This window comes from Candidatus Hydrogenedentota bacterium (assembly GCA_035450225.1).
In the GTDB taxonomy this organism is placed as follows: domain Bacteria; phylum Hydrogenedentota; class Hydrogenedentia; order Hydrogenedentales; family SLHB01; genus DSVR01.
Genome location: DAOTMJ010000004.1, coordinates 111,381 through 125,066, shown reverse-complemented (window position 1 = coordinate 125,066; position 13,686 = coordinate 111,381). Strand labels below are relative to the sequence as shown.

The 13,686-nt window shown below is 60.3% G+C and carries 11 protein-coding genes; 4 read left to right on the top strand and 7 right to left on the bottom strand.

The features are described from left to right. Positions 1-13: 13 nt before the first annotated feature. The 5 genes from P5540_04455 to P5540_04435 all read right to left on the bottom strand — a co-directional run bounded on the left by P5540_04455 (position 14) and on the right by P5540_04435 (position 4,027). Positions 14-1,426: a hypothetical protein gene (locus P5540_04455; GenBank protein HRT64057.1), complete on the bottom strand. Its 1,413-nt coding sequence runs from the start codon at positions 1,424-1,426 to the stop codon at positions 14-16. Between the two features lie 45 nt (positions 1,427-1,471). Further along, a complete protein-coding gene (locus tag P5540_04450; GenBank protein ID HRT64056.1) occupies positions 1,472-2,230 on the bottom strand; it encodes a hypothetical protein in 759 nt (252 codons plus the stop codon). Between the two features lie 87 nt (positions 2,231-2,317). After that, the gene (locus P5540_04445) at positions 2,318-2,746 is read right to left on the bottom strand and encodes a hypothetical protein (GenBank protein ID HRT64055.1); all 429 of its coding nucleotides are present in this window, start codon (positions 2,744-2,746) and stop codon (positions 2,318-2,320) included. Between the two features lie 55 nt (positions 2,747-2,801). Continuing rightward, entirely contained in the window at positions 2,802-3,452 is a 651-nt protein-coding gene (eda, locus tag P5540_04440) for a bifunctional 4-hydroxy-2-oxoglutarate aldolase/2-dehydro-3-deoxy-phosphogluconate aldolase (GenBank protein HRT64054.1), read from the bottom strand. A gap of 209 nt (positions 3,453-3,661) precedes the next feature. Beyond that, complete coding sequence (locus tag P5540_04435) at positions 3,662-4,027, bottom strand: (2Fe-2S) ferredoxin domain-containing protein (protein HRT64053.1); 366 nt, start codon at positions 4,025-4,027, stop codon at positions 3,662-3,664. 181 nt (positions 4,028-4,208) lie between these two features. Here P5540_04435 and P5540_04430 point away from each other — a divergent pair, with 181 nt between their 5' ends. Together P5540_04430 and P5540_04425 are read left to right on the top strand one after the other, a co-directional pair. Beyond that, positions 4,209-5,633, top strand: a complete 1,425-nt coding sequence (locus tag P5540_04430; protein HRT64052.1) for a hypothetical protein — start codon at positions 4,209-4,211, stop codon at positions 5,631-5,633. Positions 5,634-5,748: 115 nt separating this feature from the next. Next, positions 5,749-8,154, top strand: a complete 2,406-nt coding sequence (locus P5540_04425; GenBank protein HRT64051.1) for a two-component regulator propeller domain-containing protein — start codon at positions 5,749-5,751, stop codon at positions 8,152-8,154. On the opposite strand, the gene P5540_04420 is transcribed toward P5540_04425, so the two are convergent. Then, a complete protein-coding gene (locus tag P5540_04420) occupies positions 8,155-9,102 on the bottom strand; it encodes an aldo/keto reductase (protein ID HRT64050.1) in 948 nt (315 codons plus the stop codon). Positions 9,103-9,651: 549 nt separating this feature from the next. On the opposite strand from P5540_04420, the gene P5540_04415 reads away from it, so the two are divergent. Next, positions 9,652-10,377, top strand: a complete 726-nt coding sequence (locus P5540_04415) for a glycosyltransferase family 2 protein (GenBank protein ID HRT64049.1) — start codon at positions 9,652-9,654, stop codon at positions 10,375-10,377. Between the two features lie 125 nt (positions 10,378-10,502). Here the strand turns inward: P5540_04415 and P5540_04410 are convergent, their stop codons facing one another. After that, positions 10,503-11,180 carry a lipid-A-disaccharide synthase N-terminal domain-containing protein gene (locus P5540_04410; protein ID HRT64048.1) on the bottom strand — a complete coding sequence of 226 codons (678 nt, stop codon included), beginning with the start codon at positions 11,178-11,180 and terminating at the stop codon, positions 10,503-10,505. 43 nt (positions 11,181-11,223) lie between these two features. On the opposite strand from P5540_04410, the gene P5540_04405 reads away from it, so the two are divergent. After that, complete coding sequence (locus P5540_04405) at positions 11,224-13,431, top strand: hypothetical protein (GenBank protein HRT64047.1); 2,208 nt, start codon at positions 11,224-11,226, stop codon at positions 13,429-13,431. Positions 13,432-13,686: the final 255 nt, after the last annotated feature.

The window sequence follows — 13,686 nt, the reverse complement described above, 5'->3', positions numbered from 1 at the left end:
CGCCTCCGAACGTTCACGCTTCGGGCCGCAGCACCTGCACGCTTTGCGGGGAAATGTCCAACGAAAGGGAACCGTTTTTCACCACCGCCTCGCGATCGTCCTGCGGATCGTGGTATCGCGTGCCGTCGAGGCCGCTAAGGCCGGACACGGTATAGGTCATGGGTTCCAGCGATTCGTTGACCACGATCAGCCATACTTCGCGTCCGGCGGCCTTGGGCAGCACCCGGACCGTGCGGTCCCCCGAACCCCATGTGGGCGCCCGTTCGACGCGAAGCCGCATCCGCCCGTCCGGCGCCGAAAGCACGGGCTGCAAATCGGCCAGTTCGCGCACGAGCTTCAAGAGGTCCGCCCAGAGCGTCCCGTCGCGTTTCGTATAGGCCGTGCCCCAATAGAGGATTCCCCGCGCGCCGTGGACGATTGCATCGTATGCCATGAAGCGCGACTCGGCGAACGTCGGAACGCGCATCTCCTCGATGGATTTCGGCGTGGGATTTTTCTCCAGGTCGGACCACGCAAACCCCTGCAGCACCATCCAGACAGGCTTGCCCGGCGCCGCATCCTGCATGCGATCCGTGTAGGCGCCGACGGCCGCGATCGATCGTTCCATCAGGTCCGAATGGCCGGTGCGGTAGGCCGGAACCGGGTAGATATCGCAGCCCACGATATCCGCGCCCCGGTTGAACGCCGCAAGTTGTTCGATGCTGTTGCGCGGCGCATGATTCATCCATACCGGGTGTTTCGCGTCCAGCCCTTTCAGGCGATGGTAGCCTTCGATCATGCCTTTGCACATCATTTCGGAACGTTCCTGGGCGTTGGAAATATTGAGTTCGGGATTTGGCGGTTCGACGCCCAGCATGCGCCAGATTTCGTCGGCCATCCGTTCCGAGGCGGCAATCGCGCCCCTGGAGAAAAGCCGTTTCGAATCGGCCTGCATGCCGCGCAGCCGTTCCTTTAGAGCGGTATCCTGCAGCGCATCAATCCGTGCCCGCTGCTGGGCCGGTTCCTGATCGTGCCGCCACTGCATCGCGCCGTACCAGCAATTCCACAGCGCCTCGTCGGGGACTTCCCATGCCAGCAGCGCCGGATGTCCCGCGTAGTCCGCGACAAGCCCTTCCAGCGCCTTTTCACGCGCCTTGCGGTCCACGCTGAAATCAATGCTGGCGCCGGTGTTGATCCACGCATGCAGGCCAAAGGACGCGGCCCGATCGAGAGCCTCTGCTTTGGCGGGCGTTTGAATCAGGTTGAATCCCGCGTCGGCAATCTGACGCATGATCGCGTCGTCGGCCGGGTTTTCGTAAATGCCGAGCACAAAGGTCCGTTTCCCGTCCACCACCAGCATGCGATCCTTCGCGATTTCTGCCGCAACTCCCGCGGAAGCCGCCGACACGGCCATGCCCATCACTCCCAACGCCAGCCAATAGTGCATGATGCGCTCCCTTTCGGCGGATTGTCCCGCCCGTGTCTTTCCTCGTTACGGCACCGGCATCAATTGCCGGCGGCGCGGCTCTTTCGCAACCGGCGCCTCCAGGTTTTCTATCGTGGCCAACACAAGACCGGCCGTGGCGTCCCACGTCTGCGTGCTCGTGTGGCCGCGATCCACCGCCTGTTTCTTTCGCAAACGGCCGTACGTAAACAGGCGGCGAATGGCGCCGGTCATTCCGGCGGTCGGCCGGGAAGGATCCGCGGCCCACACACCAGCGGTGTCCTTGAGGTCGCCCATACACGCCTCCGAACCAAACGGCGCCGTCACAATGAATTTTTCCGGAAGCCCTGATCGCCGCAAGGCTTCGCGCGCCTCATGCGACGCCGCAATGACGGGACCGGGCGGCTGGGTGTCCGCGCGCAGGCGCGGCGACAGGCCGAATACCACGGGAATGATCGGCGTGTCCGTCTTGTCCGTCAAATCGAGCGGACGCCGGATCACGCAATCCAGAATGGCGTCGAAGGGCGCCGCAGTTTGCGATCGCTCGCGCAATCGCGACAGAAACATGCCTGCCATCGTCCGGTACAGAAACCGCGCGCCCAAGCGCGCCACCTGGATGCCGTCCAGCACCTCGAGCGACGCCGGGCGGCGGCTCCACCCCAGACCGGTCCGGTAACTGGGGCAAACCCACACGATGTAATGCCCCTGCGCGGCGATGCGCCGCAACACCTCGTGCATATACCGTTCGGGATCGCCGGCTTTCGGATCCCGCCAGTCACGCCCGCAAAATGCCAGTATCCGTTTCATGAAAATATCGTAGCAGAGACACACGCCGTCGTGCGATGTTTTTCGTCATGGCGTTTATACCTACGGCGGCGCGCCGTGCGGGCTTTGCTATTGCACCGCGAGATCCGCCCGGATTTTTTCGATGCGGCGCATCAGGTGTTCGGCCTTGCGGCGGAGTTCGTCATCGTCTCGTTCATTGGCCTCGCGAAGGGCCGTTCCGAGCGCCCGTCCCAGGGAATCGAGCATTTCGTTCATGGATGCGCGGGCTTCGGCGCGCGTCGGCACCCGCGTCGTCAATATGACGCGGCGATCCGTCGAAATGCCCAGCGCGCGCGCCTGATGGGGGTCCACCGGCAATGGATTGAACACGCGAAAAAGTTCGTGTTTGGCCAGAAAATCGGTCAAATCGCCCTCATCCACGTCTCGACAGTCGGGAAATTGCCGCAGATACGCGAGCAGGCGTGAAAGCGGAACGATGGGATTCGATACCTGCTGAAGGTAGGTCAGGCAGCGTTGTTCGACCGTTTCAATCTGCATGCGCGATACTCCAACGACACTATGGAACAAAAAAAACGGGCAAGGTCACGGGGCGTCACCCGCGGGCCGCAAGCACGGCCCCGGCGAACTTTTTCGCGTTTTCCGTCATGCCCGCGAAATCACGATTGGCCAGCATCTTTTTCGTCACCAGATTGCCGCCGACCGCAAGGGCCGACGCGCCTGCCTTGAGGAATGCGCCGATGTTTTCGAGTTCGACACCGCCCGTCGGCACCAAGGGAATCTGCGGCAGCGGCGCCTTGACGGCCTTGATGTAATCCGGGCCGCCGATGCTCGCCGGAAACACTTTCACGAAATCGGCGCCCTGTTCCCACGCCGCGAGGATCTCGGTCGGCGTGTACGCGCCGGCAATCATCGGAACACCGTACCGCCGGGCCATCCGAATCGTTTCCGCCGACAGGGTCGGGGAAACGACGTATTCCGCGCCGGCCAGGATGGCCATCCGGCAGGTTTCGGCATCGAGCACCGTGCCCACCCCCAATAACACATCGGCGCCGGCCAGTTTGGTTGCCGCCGCCTCGATACACTTCAACGCGCCCGGCGTCGTCATGGTGACTTCGATGCAATGGACGCCCCCCGCCGCAATCGCCTCGACCACCCGCACCAAATCGTCGCCGCCCGAATCCGCCCGCACCACCGCAATGATGCACTGGTCCAAAATGTATTGGACCGCCGCGTGTTTTTCCATGATTGAATCCTCCGTCGAACGCCCATTTCAACACAGGGCCGCCCGTCGAATCAAGGCCGCCGTCCATAGTGCAATGGGCATTTCCCGCCCTCGCCGTATGCGTCATCGCGTTTTCCCGAATGGGGCATTGCACGATGTGGCGCACATACGGCTAGAACAGGCATTTGGATTTCCAGCACAATTAGATGCGTTCGACCCGGCGTTTTCGATCAATCCCGTTTGGAAGGGCCGCGGGACTTCTTTTCGGCGTTTCCCGCCAAGCACCGGGCGATGATGACCTCGGCGTCCTCCGGCGACACGTTCGTGAAACGAAGCGGTATCGCGGCGCATTCGACGATCGGGCCCTCTTTGCATTTGCCGAAGCAATCCGCCTTCTTTATCTTGACCGTCGCCTCGATCCCCTGTTCCTCGACCAGTTCCTTGAGGCGTTCCGCCACCTTTTTGGCCCCCTTGTCCTTGCACTTGGATTCCCGGCAAACAGTAATCACCCACTTCGTTTTTTTCTTTTTGTCGCCCATCTGTTCGGCCTTTTGCCGCACGGCGGCCAACGCGCATTTTGGTTGTTCAGGTCTCATTATCTCAAAAAGACTCCTTCTCGCCCAATTTTTTTCAACGATCCCGGTTGAACGACACGAACCCCCACAGGTAAAATCGCGCTTTGGATTTGTATGGGGATTCCCGTTCCGTTTTTTACGGGATTCCCGTGGTTCGGCATTCAACCGTCAAGGAAAGGACCAAGAGAAGGAACGAAGCGCCATGCGAAATCGAAGCATCCAATGTTTGTTGTGGGTTCAATTCACGATCCTGTTCGCGCCGTGGGCCGCCACGGCGTGGGAGCATCACCCCCTGTTGACCAAACCCATCCTGTCAACCCTGTCCGAGGTTACGGAAGCCGCCCCCGCGCCGGCCACACCCCTGGAAACTTTTCTGATGGATGTGGAAGCGGATCTGGCCGGACTGTTGGAGGCGGAGGAAACATGGGCGCGAACAAACCTGGCCTCCTACAAGCCGCGTCCGGATGCGCTGGCGTTTGCGGCCACGGGAAATGCCGGCGACATTCGCGATCGCTTTTTCAAGGCCATCCGCGTGAACCCCAACATCCGCACGCCGCTCTACCTGAGTCCGCTGGCGGGCGTTTCGACCGCCTCCAAACGCCGGCTCGATCCGGGCGAGGTTTCCATTCTTCGGGACACCTCGAACTTGTCCATTTTCGATTTCGTCGCCCTGGATCCGGGCGAACCGGCCGGCGCGGCGGACGTTGTCGCAACGGCGAGCAACGAACCGGACTATGGCATGGACATCGGGCTTTTTGAAGACAACGGCACGGAATTCGGCCTCTATTACGGGTTCGGCGTGCAGCCGTTCGGCAATCCGGGGCTTGATTACGGTTCACAGGCCCCCTTTCACATGGGGTTCTATCATGAATCGCCCCTTGTGTTCCTGTTCGCTTCTTTTTTGAAAGAATCCTATCCGGAATACCGAATCCACCTGTTCAAGTCGCTGTCAAAATTCGCTTTCGATCGCGGCCATGACTATTGGGGCTGGCGGTTCATGGGATGGGGCCTCCATTACCTAGGCGATTTATCCATGCCGTATCACACGACGGCGCTGCCGGGATATAGCACATTGCGGATGCTGTTCATCAATTTGCTGGACATGCTCGGATGGTCCACGCCCAAGGACCATGCCGTCCAACTCTCCTCGAACCGCCACGTGGCGCTGGAGACCTTCGAGGGGATCGTCATGGAAGACGCCCTGCGGCGGAACGACACGCAGCAGCCCATGCTCGCCGCGCTGTTGCAGCCGAGAACCGTCCCGGCCTATGCCGATTCGGTTCCCCGCGCGCGGATAGCCAAGGCCTCGCACGACATGAACCTCAAAATGGACAAGGCCATTGTCCAATACATGCCCGCGCATTTCGTGAACGATCCGCTCATCGAACTCGGCAATCTGCCCGTCCGGTATCAGATTGTGGAACTGATCGAATCCGCCCATGGCGCGGACGCGGTAACCCGGCTCGAACAATTGCAGGCGGAAGCGCTCTCGTCGTTCGCGATCCACGGACGCGGTTATGTGAAAGCCATCCGACAACCTGAAAAACAGGACGGCGCATCGGATTCCGCGTCCGCTCCGCTGGCGGCCTTTCTCGCCTCCATGGCGCGTGCGGCGCTGGGCCTTTGACGTTCCGGCGCGCCAGGATCGCCTCCTGAGCGCCTCTTCAGGGTCTTGTGCTTTCCGGCCGGCGTCTCTTACAATCCGATTTTGGAGTGCGCATATCATGTATTGGAGGTTCGTCATGCGACAAACGGTGGCAACGGCGTTGGCGGCGTGTGCATTGGCGGGGACGGCGTGGCCGGGTCTCGCCGAGGAAACGGCCAAGGCGTCGAAACCGCCTTTGCGCATCAAAAGTTTCGCGCAGGAAATCGCGGTCTTTTACGATGAAACAAGCGGGCTTCCAGACGAAAAAATTCACGCCGTGGCGGGGTTCGACGCAACGGAACCGGGCGGGGGCGCATCCCCCGTCCGCCATGCGCTGACCGCCGGGGGCGTGGCGTCGTTCGACGGTGCGCGCTGGCGAAAAGTCGAGGGGCTTCCCGAAACGGGCATTACGCACATCGCCGTGCACGGAAATCACGTGTTCGCGGTTGATCGCGATGCCGTTCATTGCCTTGGCCCGGATGGGGAAACGCGGCAGATGCCGCTTCCGCCGGACGCAAAGATCACGTGCATCGAACCTTCGGAACATCATGTGTGGCTCGGAACGGAACAGGGACTGTGCGTGTGGTCCGGCGACTCGTTCTCGCCCGTTGAAGAACTGAACGCGCTGCTACGCGAGGGAACCCGCATTGCCGCCGTGAAGGCGCGCAAAAACGCCGACGCCGGCGAGGGTGTCGCCGTGGCGGCGTCGAGCGGACTGTTTTTGCGGGAGATGGGTTCATGGAGGCGCCTGTTTCCACAAGAAGGCGCGCGGAGTTGGACGGCGGTGGACGTGCGCGGCATCGCGTGGGACAGCGCGGGCGGGCTCTGGTTCGCGAGTCCGCACGGGGTTGGGTGCCTCTCCCGCGAGGGACAATGGAACCTGTACACGCCGGAGGACGGCTTGCCGTACAACGATTTTACCTTCGTGGCCTCGGCGCAAACCGGCGAGCGGAGCGTGTGGTTCGCGACGACGAAAGGCGCCATCCGTTTCGACGGGAAATCGTGGGAATACCGGCAAGGCCGGCGGTGGCTGCCCGCCGATCACGTGTACGGAATATGCCCCGATCCGGACGGCGGCGCATGGTTCGCCACGCGCAACGGCGTCGGCCGCATCCAGCGCAAACCCATGACCCTCCGCGAAAAAGCCGCGTTCTACGAGGACGAAATAGACAAATACCACCGACGCACCGAATACGAATACGTGCTCGAGGCGCGCCTCAAACGACCGGGCGACAAGTCCGAATCGAAACTGCACGACACCGACAACGACGGCCTGTGGACGAGCATGTACGGCGCGGGCGAATGTTTCGCGTATGCCGCAACGAAAGATCCGCTCGCCAAAAAACGCGCCCAAAAGGCGTTCGAGGCCTTGCGCTTTCTGCAAACCGTCACGCAGGGCGGCGATCCGCCCGCCCTTAAGGGTTTCGTCGCGCGCTGCGTCCTGCCGGCGGACGGGCCGAACCCCAACGAAACCGAATATACCCGCGAACGCGACGAGCGTATTCGCAATTCATCCGACGCCCTGTGGAAAATCATCACCCCGCGCTGGCCGCTCAGCGCCGACCGCAAATGGTATTGGAAATGCGACACGAGTTCGGACGAACTCGACGGACACTACTTTTTTCACGGGCGCTATTACGACCTCGTTGCCGACACCGACGAGGAAAAACAGCGCGTGCGCGAGGTCGTCGGCGCGCTGACCGATCACTTGGTCGAGCACGATTTCAACCTGGTGGACTGGGACGGCCAGCGCACCCGCTGGGCCGTGTTCAGTCCAAGCCAGCTCAACCGGAACCCCCTGTGGATGATCGAGCGCGGACTCAACTCGCTCAGCATCCTGTCGTATCTGGCCACCGCGCATCACATCTGCGGCGACACGAAATACCGCGACGCGTTCGACATGCTCGTGCGCGATCACGGTTACGCAATGAACCTCATGACGCCCAAGATTCCCCTGGTCGTCGGCGGCGGAAACCAGTCCGACGATGAAATGGCCTTCATGAACTTCTACAACCTGATCCTCTACTCGCACGATCCCAAGGTCACCGAGATGGCCCGCTATTCGTTCAAGCAGTATTGGGACGTTGAAAAACCCGAACTCAATCCCTTCTTCAATTTTGCCTATGCCGCCATGGGATCGGGCGCGAGTTTCAGCGACCAGTATCAGACCGTGGATCTGTCGCCGGACGGCGAATGGCTTGAGCAGTCGGTCGAAACCCTGGTGCGTTTTCCGCTCGACCGATGCAACTGGGCGCATGAAAACAGCCACCGCAAGGACCTCGTACCGTTGCCCGCCCATGTGCGCGAAGGGCGCGAGGCCCGCGGAAAAGGCTTTCGTCGCAATGGATTTGTCCTGCCGGTGGACGAACGCCACTTCAATTACTGGAACACCGATCCGTGGCAACTCGACTATCCCGGCGACGGACGCGAACTGGCCCACGGCGGCGTGTTCCTGCTGCCCTATTACATGGGCCTTTACCACGGATTCATCGCGGAAGAGTAATCAGCGATCCGTCGCCAAGGGCGGCTCGATGGACAAGGCCGAGATTTCCGCGCGCTGTTCGGGCGTCAAGGCAAGGTCGAGAAATTTCAGGCAATCCGTAAACTGCGCCATGTTTCGCGCGCCGAGGATTGGCGCCGTGACGGCCGGATGGCCCGCGACCCATGCCAACGCCAGCGGGGCCGGCGAATAGCCATGCGCCGCCGCATAGTCCACGAAGCGTTGGGCGACTTCCGCATAGACCGGCGCCTTATACCGCTCGCGATACATGTCGCTTTCGTGCAAACGGCCCGATTCGCCCCGCAGGTACTTGCCCGTCAACACGCCCGCCGCCAGCGGATTGTACGGAAACACGGCCACGCGCTCGGCCAGCGCCAACGGGAACAATTCGACTTCCGCCTGCCGCTTGATCAGGTTGTACATGGGCTGCATGCACACGATCGGCATCAGGTTGCGGGCCGCAGCACAATCCAGGGCCTTCATCGTCTGCCATGCGGAGAAATTCGACACGCCGCAATACATGACCTTGCCCTGGCGGACCAGCGTGTCCACAGCGCCCAGGGTTTCCCCGATGTCCGTGTGTTCGTCCCAATGATGAAGATAGAGAATGTCCAACCAGTCCGTCCGGAGACGCTTCAGGCTTTTTTCGACCTCGATCAGAATATGCCGCCGCGAGCTGCCGCGATCGAGCGGGCCATCGCCCGTCGGGAAATGAACCTTCGACGCGAGCACGAGCGATTCGCGCCGGTCGCCGATCCAGCGTCCGACGATTTCCTCGGTCAACCCCTTGTTGTAAATGTTCGCCGTGTCGAAGAAATTGACGCCCAGATCCCACGCGTGATCCATGATGGCGCGTGAAACTTCTTCGTCCGCTTCTTTTCCAAACGTCATCGTGCCCAGGCATACACGCGACACGCGCAAACCGGTACGGGCCATGAAAACATATTCCATTTGCATTTTCCTTCTTCAATGCCGGCCATTATGCGATTATAGCGAACCCTATTGTCCCAAATAAAAAATCGGCTCCTGTAACCTTCTTGACCACACGACGCCTGATTCCCAGCGTCCTTCGGATGACGCCGGCTAACGCAGGGAGCGCCCACAACCCAGTTTCTCTTCGTGCTATGCCGAAAATACATCCGGCCGCCACCCTGTTCGTACTGGCTCGCGCTCCTCGTGCTCCTAAGAAACTGACGCGGCTCAGCCGTAATGCCTCAATCCAGGATATGATTTCTTTGTCCGCAACTTCTGTGTACCATGCACAGAAGTCGCGGACAAAGAAACTGACAATATGTGCTTGCCTGCGCGCTTTCCAATGCGTTTCCAATTTTGGAAATACACGCGTTGGCGCATGCTTGTCCAATTACTCATTGCATAGATTCCTGCGAGGAACCGGATTTGGCATGAGGCAATGCGCGGGTTTGCACCTAGGGCCGCACGCCGGTACAATGGCCTTGTTGTTGGGCTGAACACTTGCGGCCTATCGAAGGAAGCCGGTCCATGCTGAACGAAACGGCGCCCTCCGCCGATATTACGTTTTTTGTGCCCTGTCTCAACGAGGAAAAAAACGTCACGGGCACCTTTGACGTAATCATGAAAGCCGTGGCGGAAGTGCCGGTTTCGTATGAAATTCTGGTGATGGACGACTGCTCGACGGACGGCACGGTGGCCGTTGTCGAAGCATTTCAAAGAGCGCACCCGGACATTCCCATCACCCTCAAAACCCATGACCGCCACCAGGGACTCGGCGTCATGCACGAAGAGGGCGCACGCATCGCCCGCGGCAAATACTACATGCTGGTCAACGGCGACAATGTCGAACGGCAGGAAGTCATCGTCGCATTGTTGTCGAAACTGGGACAGGCGGACATGATCATACCGTACTTTGGCGCACTGGACAATCGTCCGTTGTTTCGGCGCATTATTTCGCGCACGTTTACCGCCCTCGTCAACGCCATCAGCGGGAACCATATCGGCTATTACAACGGCGCGGTCGTCCACCTGCGCGAAAATGTCGTCCGGCATCATCCCGGCACGCGGGGATTCGCCTATGAAGCCGAATTGATTACCCGGCTGCTTGCGCGCGGCGCGACCTATGTGCAGGTCGAAGTCCCGAGTGAAGAACGGCAGCACGGCGTTTCAAAGGCCTTTCACCCACGCAATTTCGTTTCCGTCGGTTATAGCCTGTTGAAGATCGCCTGGCGCCGCCTGACCGGGCGGGCGTGAGGCGGGTATCCATAAAGCGGCTTGTCCCTTTCATCGTGAACGCGGGACTGGTTTTTTGTTCGACGTTTCCCGCGCCATGATGCGTTCCATGTATCGATCGCCCGACGGGTCTTTCATGGCCGGCGTTATTCCCCGGCGGGCGGATACCGCCGCATCAGCCACAGATTGCGAACATAGGGCAACCCGTCGGAAATGGTCCCGATGGCCAAAAGCCAGTCGCCGCGATGAAAAAAATAACTCCCGTGCAGAAACAGGCCGGCAAGGCTCAGCCACCAGAACGATGCGGGTATGATGCTCTTGTGCCGGATTTCCGTTACGGCCCACTGGATGAGGAATCTCAGGAAAAACACGGCCTGCCCCACCGCCCAAACGGCCGACCACGCCCAGAATTCCGTCGTGTTGCTGTAACCGGCCCGCCACGTGAAAAAGGTCAGCGCCGATGCAATTCCGATTGTCACGCACGCGAAAACGTGCGCGGCCACGTTCCAGAACGGGGTCAGCACCCCGCGTTCGCGCCAGATGTGGATAAGGTTGCGGCAATATACGATGAGATTGAAGCAAACGCCCAAGGTGCCGCCCGGAGATCCGCGCCCAAAGGCATAGACGAAAAGCATCAGCGATCCCGCGGCGCTCATATACCAAAACGAGACGGGTACCACATATTGTTTTTTGATCTCGGCGACGATCCACTGGACGTAGAATCGCCCGAAGAACAGGACGGATCCCGCCACGCCCACTATGGTGTATGCTGTTTCCAAAATATACGGATTGCTCCACACGGCACGGCCGTTCGCCCCGGCCATGGCGCGCTCCCTATAATAACCGGGGAAAGGAACACGGCGGCCGATGCGTCCCGATGAACTCAGGCGAAGCGATCATACCTTCTCGCGGCGTGATGCCGCAATCGCCGCCGCCTTGTTTGTTCTGGCGTCGCTGGCCAACTGGACCTATCTGACGCTGGCGGGCGAGACGCCCGGCTACCGCCATGGCGATTCGCTCATGATGTTCGTTCCCCCGGCGCTGTGGACCATGGGCCACGGCATGTCGGAAATCGTTCCCGGATTCTATCCGCCCGCCCTCGCCGATTTTCTCCTCCAAAAAACCGAAACATTGTCGCCGGAGCAGATGCCGTCCACCCCGATCTGCCTGGCCAGACGCGATAAATTCATCTACGATCGTATATATCTTTTGTATGCGACAGGGATCCTGTGGCGAATCTTTGGCATTTCATGGGGGATATTGAATTGGATCGTTTCGGTGGCCGGCGGACTGACCGCCGCGCTGGCTTACGGCATATTCCGCCTCGGAATGACGCGCCTGATCAGCCTCGCATGCGCGATCCTGTTTGTGTCGTCTCCCGTGTACCTGACCTATCTGCCCGCCCTGCGCGATTTTTGCAAAGCGCCGTTCATTCTGGGCGCGATCCTTGCCACGGGGTATCTGATTGCGCGGAGGCCGTCCGGAAAAACGCTCCTGGCGCTAGCATGCGCCGCCGGCCTGTTCACCGGTTTCGGTTTCGGATTCCGCCAGGACACCCTCATTGGCGTGCCCGCAATCTTGGCGGCGATCGCCTTCTCGCCGGGAACGGAAAAACGACGGTTTCGGCTGAAAGCCGCCGCCATGGCGATCTTTGTGGGGTGTTTTCTCATTCCCGCCTATCCTGTGTTGCGAATGAACAGAGACACCGGCGGAAACAATGCATATTATCTGATCCAGGGTTTTGCACATTTTATGATGGCCGACGCGGACACCGCGCGCTCCTCATCCGTTCCGATGCTGGACGATCACGACTTTTACGTGCATGCGGTCATCTCGCATTATCGCAATCAGACGCAGGCGGACAAGCGGCAGGCGGCCGTGGACGCCAAAACGGGCCTCCTGTTGAACGCCGCCGCCGAAGCGCCGTTTCATCCGGCCGTGTCATTGATTTACACGGCGGCCGCGTGGTCCCTGCGCACCGATCTGGACATTTGGAGCACCGAAGCCGAGCAGGTCGGCCGGCGCATGGTCTGCGATCTGGCGGCCCTGTATCCGGCGGACATCGTTGCGCGATGGTACGGTGCGGCATTGCGCTGCATCCGCGGATTACAGGGGAAAAACGCTAGTTTCGATGCATCCGTCATGGGCATGCGGAAATCCGCGGCGCTTCATGCCCCGCTCGCGCGTCATTTGCGCGCCTATGGCGTTTATTATGCCGCGGCGGCGTTCCTGGCAATCAGTCTGCACGGGATGCGCATGGGGTTGGCCGCGGCGATCATCCCCTTGTATTTCTGCGGCTACACGAGTCTTGCATTTCAGATGCGCCATGCGTTTCACCTGGATTTCGCGGCCTATTGGCCGGCCGGATTTCTCCTGAGCCTGCTGGTGCGCTTCGCGGACGGCTGGATACGGGGGAAATCGCCGCGGGCTGCTTTGGCGGCCGCAGGACTGCCCCATGCGCCGGCGGGAACGCTGGTCGCGCGGCCCATCCTGGCGACGATCCTGCTGGCCGTCCTGCTTGGCGCCCCGCTGTATGCGGCACGAAAATATCAAACCTCCGCGATGGCGCCGATTATCATGAATTACCGGAACGCCGCACTTGAACCGATTCCCATGATCCAGCAGCAAGACGCGGATGGACGGATCCTGATTGCGCCGGCCCGCATGCCGGATGTGGAGCGCGCCTGGTTGGCGCCGGATGTGTTCGCTCATTATTTCGCGATTGATTTTGAATGTGCGAACAACAGGTCCGCGCCCGTCCGTCTTGGCTTTCGCTACAAACCGGCAGACGCCGCATGGGACCGCGAAGACGATCTCCCCGAATGGGAGAACCTCTCGACCGTCCGGTATTTCTTTCCGGTGTTCGATTTCTCGCCGCATTATCGGAAGAACGCATGGGAGCCGATCGCCGATTTTCAGGGCATTGCCGTGCCCGATTCGCTTCGCCCAATCGGTTTTTACCGTGTGCGGGACCTCGCGCCCTTTCCCCTCCTGATGCACGTCTGGCTCCCCGGCGATCCGGCGATGTTCAAAACATATCGCACCCTTCAATGGGGCATGAACGATGCCCGGTGACAACTCCGGCTGTAGGTAATACAGGAGGCGCGTTTCAACCTGAATTCGGCAGTGGAAATCGGAGGTGTCTCATGGACGAAAAATTCGTTCACGACGGCTGATTTCAATTCATTGCTGTCTAAAAGAATTGTAAAAAAGCCACAATACCGCAAGGAATCACGTTTGACCTCGTTATCCCGTTCATCTTTTCGATATCTGCGCGTATCTGCGTCATCGGCGGAAGACCACACGATCCGCCGATGACGCAGATGCACG

What these genes read in the sequence shown, in the direction of transcription:
- P5540_04455 (HRT64057.1), bottom strand. Translation starts at nt 1,426, where the DNA reads ATGCACTATTGGCTGGCGTTGGGAGTGATGGGCATGGCCGTGTCGGCG.
- P5540_04450 (HRT64056.1), bottom strand. Translation starts at nt 2,230, where the DNA reads ATGAAACGGATACTGGCATTTTGCGGGCGTGACTGGCGGGATCCGAAA.
- P5540_04445 (HRT64055.1), bottom strand. Translation starts at nt 2,746, where the DNA reads ATGCAGATTGAAACGGTCGAACAACGCTGCCTGACCTACCTTCAGCAG.
- eda (HRT64054.1), bottom strand. Translation starts at nt 3,452, where the DNA reads ATGGAAAAACACGCGGCGGTCCAATACATTTTGGACCAGTGCATCATT.
- P5540_04435 (HRT64053.1), bottom strand. Translation starts at nt 4,027, where the DNA reads ATGAGACCTGAACAACCAAAATGCGCGTTGGCCGCCGTGCGGCAAAAG.
- P5540_04430 (HRT64052.1), top strand. Translation starts at nt 4,209, where the DNA reads ATGCGAAATCGAAGCATCCAATGTTTGTTGTGGGTTCAATTCACGATC.
- P5540_04425 (HRT64051.1), top strand. Translation starts at nt 5,749, where the DNA reads ATGCGACAAACGGTGGCAACGGCGTTGGCGGCGTGTGCATTGGCGGGG.
- P5540_04420 (HRT64050.1), bottom strand. Translation starts at nt 9,102, where the DNA reads ATGGAATATGTTTTCATGGCCCGTACCGGTTTGCGCGTGTCGCGTGTA.
- P5540_04415 (HRT64049.1), top strand. Translation starts at nt 9,652, where the DNA reads ATGCTGAACGAAACGGCGCCCTCCGCCGATATTACGTTTTTTGTGCCC.
- P5540_04410 (HRT64048.1), bottom strand. Translation starts at nt 11,180, where the DNA reads ATGGCCGGGGCGAACGGCCGTGCCGTGTGGAGCAATCCGTATATTTTG.
- P5540_04405 (HRT64047.1), top strand. Translation starts at nt 11,224, where the DNA reads ATGCGTCCCGATGAACTCAGGCGAAGCGATCATACCTTCTCGCGGCGT.